Raw genomic sequence first — 2,249 nt, forward strand, 5'->3', positions numbered from 1 at the left:
CTTGGCGGTTTCAATGAGGCTGTACAGGTTTGCACTCGATTGGGCGCCGCGCACAGTATCGGAGAACAGCCAGTTGCGGCGGCCGATGACGAAGGGCCGTATGGCATTCTCCACCCGGTTGTTGTCGATGGAGAGGCGACCATCGTCGAGGTAGCGAATGAGCTTGGGCCATTGGTTGTGGAGGTAGGTGAGCGCCTTGCCGGTCATGCTCTGCGGGGCCACCGTGGGCAGGGCGGCATCCAGCCAGGCCCGGAGGGTCTCGAAGAGGGGCTTGGCCTTTTGCTGCCGCACGCTGTAGCGCTCCTCCGAGGAGCTGCCCTTGCACTCCCGCTCGATCCGATAGAGCGCTTGGAGGTAGCGAAGCCCTTCCATCGCCTTGCCGATCTTCTCGGGGTTGTCCCGATCGACTCCCTGGGCCTTGACCGCCTCGTCGAACTTGCGGCGCGCATGGGCCATGCAGCCGACCAGGACGATGTCGGATCGCAGGCCGACGGCGTTGTAGCCGTCATAGCCATCCACTTGCACATAGCCCCGATAGCCCTCGAGAGCCTGAGTGGCACCGCCTGACTTCGGGAGGGATCGTAGTCGAAGAGAAGGACGGGGAGATCCGGGGGTCCGCCGCGCCGCACCCAGAGATAGGAATTCGATTGGGGAAGCTTCGCCGGTTCCTTTAGCACCTGCAGGGTGGTTTCATCCATTTGCAGGACGTCGTAGCCGAGCAGCACATCTTGCAGGAGGTTGATCAAAGGCTGGATCCAGATCCCGAGCTTGATCATCCAGGCGGCGAGGGTGGCGCGGGGCAGATCGAGTCCGATGCGCTTCAGGATGTGCTCCTGCCGATGGAGTGGCAGGGCATCTTGATACTTCGCGACCGCGATATGCGCCAAGAGCCCGGGCGAGGCCATGGTCTTGGGAAGGGGTTGGGGCGGGAGCGGTGCGGTCTTGACGCCCAATTGGCAATGGGGGCAGGCGTATTTTTTCCGCACGTGCCGAAGGACCCGCACCTGTGCCGGGACGATGTCGAGTTGCTCGGAGATCTCCTCTCCGATCTCGACGAGCGCCTCGCCATCGTGGGTGCAGATCCGCTCCTCGGCCGGGAGCTCGTGTATCACCTCGATGCGCGGGAGCGCTGCCGGGAGCGGCTTTCTGCCCGGTCGCACACGCCGGTGGACGGAGACGACTGCTTCCGGCTCCGGATCGCAGGGCGCCGTGGCCTCGGCCTCGTTGAAGAGCCAAAGCTGATCGGCCGAGCGCTTTTCGCTGCTACGCCCGAAGCGTTTGGCGATGAGGAGGTTGAACTGTTCTTGGAGGGGCTTGCAGCCGAGCCTGTTGGCGCTCGGTCTCGCGGGTCAATCGCGCGATTTCGCGGTCTTTCTCCGTGAGCAGGGCGACGATCTCTTGAGCGTCCGAAGGGAGTTCAAGCACCTCGCATGACATGCGTCATTATAACCTACCATCACCTCGAAACGCACTATAAAACCGAGGCATAACGAAGAGTTTTATGCGGTTTCATGCGCGCGATATCGTAGCCGTCCAAAAGCCAATTGAGCTCCTGCCCGTTGATCGTCACAACGGGCTCCGGGGACGATCGGGGCCAATGGAAGCGTTCCTTTTCCAAACGCTTCTGCCAAAGACAGAATCCGTTACGCTCCCAGTAGAGCACCTTCACCGCCGTCGCCCGCCGGTTCCGAAAGGCAAACAACTGCGCCGAGAAGGGATCGAGCTTGAGTTGACTCTCGACCAACACCGCCAAGGCGTACAGCCCCTTGCGGAAGTCCACCGCCTCACGACAGAGATATACCACCGGCAGATCGGGAGCAGGCCGCATCATGACAACGCGCCCGCCGCCTGCAGCACTCTCCCGAGTGCCGCTTCCTCCACCCCGAGTTCCACGACCACCCCGTTCGGGAGGTGCACGCGACAGCTCGAGAGTCGAAGAGAATCCGATACCACGTCGACGCGCTGGAACAAAGACCCAGGCGGCGGCAGTTGATCCGCGCCGTAGCGCGCCAGCCGCCCCTTGGCCCGATAGAATGCCTGCACCGACAGCCGATGCGCCTTGGCATAGGCGACCATCGTCTGACCACTCGCCTGGCACGCACACACGTGCTCATGCCAGGGCCAGAGCTTAGCGGGCAGCGCGGATCTGGCCTTCTCTGTCATCACCGTGTTCTCCTCTCAGACGGACGAGAACACAGTCTCGCAAAGGATCAGCCTGGAAAACTAGATGGGGTTAATAGACCGCTTAC

At 62.2% G+C, this 2,249-nt stretch carries 3 protein-coding genes and 1 pseudogene; all 4 read right to left on the reverse strand.

Annotation, left to right across the window (positions count from 1 at the left end; all coding sequences use genetic code 11):
* Positions 1-519 (reverse strand): IS66 family transposase (locus H0V34_04085; protein ID MBA2490903.1); only part of this gene is annotated, 519 nt, incomplete at its 3' end.
* Positions 520-545: 26 nt separating this feature from the next.
* Positions 546-1,286 (reverse strand): annotated as a pseudogene (locus H0V34_04090) (IS66 family transposase).
* 185 nt (positions 1,287-1,471) lie between these two features.
* Positions 1,472-1,828, reverse strand: coding sequence for an IS66 family insertion sequence element accessory protein TnpB (gene tnpB / locus H0V34_04095; protein MBA2490904.1), 357 nt, complete (start codon positions 1,826-1,828; stop codon positions 1,472-1,474).
* Positions 1,828-2,166: a hypothetical protein gene (locus tag H0V34_04100; GenBank protein MBA2490905.1), complete on the reverse strand. Its 339-nt coding sequence runs from the start codon at positions 2,164-2,166 to the stop codon at positions 1,828-1,830. Before H0V34_04100 ends, tnpB begins: the two co-directional genes overlap by 1 nt.
* Positions 2,167-2,249 lie beyond the last annotated feature (83 nt).

The organism is Gammaproteobacteria bacterium (assembly GCA_013696315.1).
Taxonomy (GTDB): domain Bacteria; phylum Pseudomonadota; class Gammaproteobacteria; order JACCYU01; family JACCYU01; genus JACCYU01.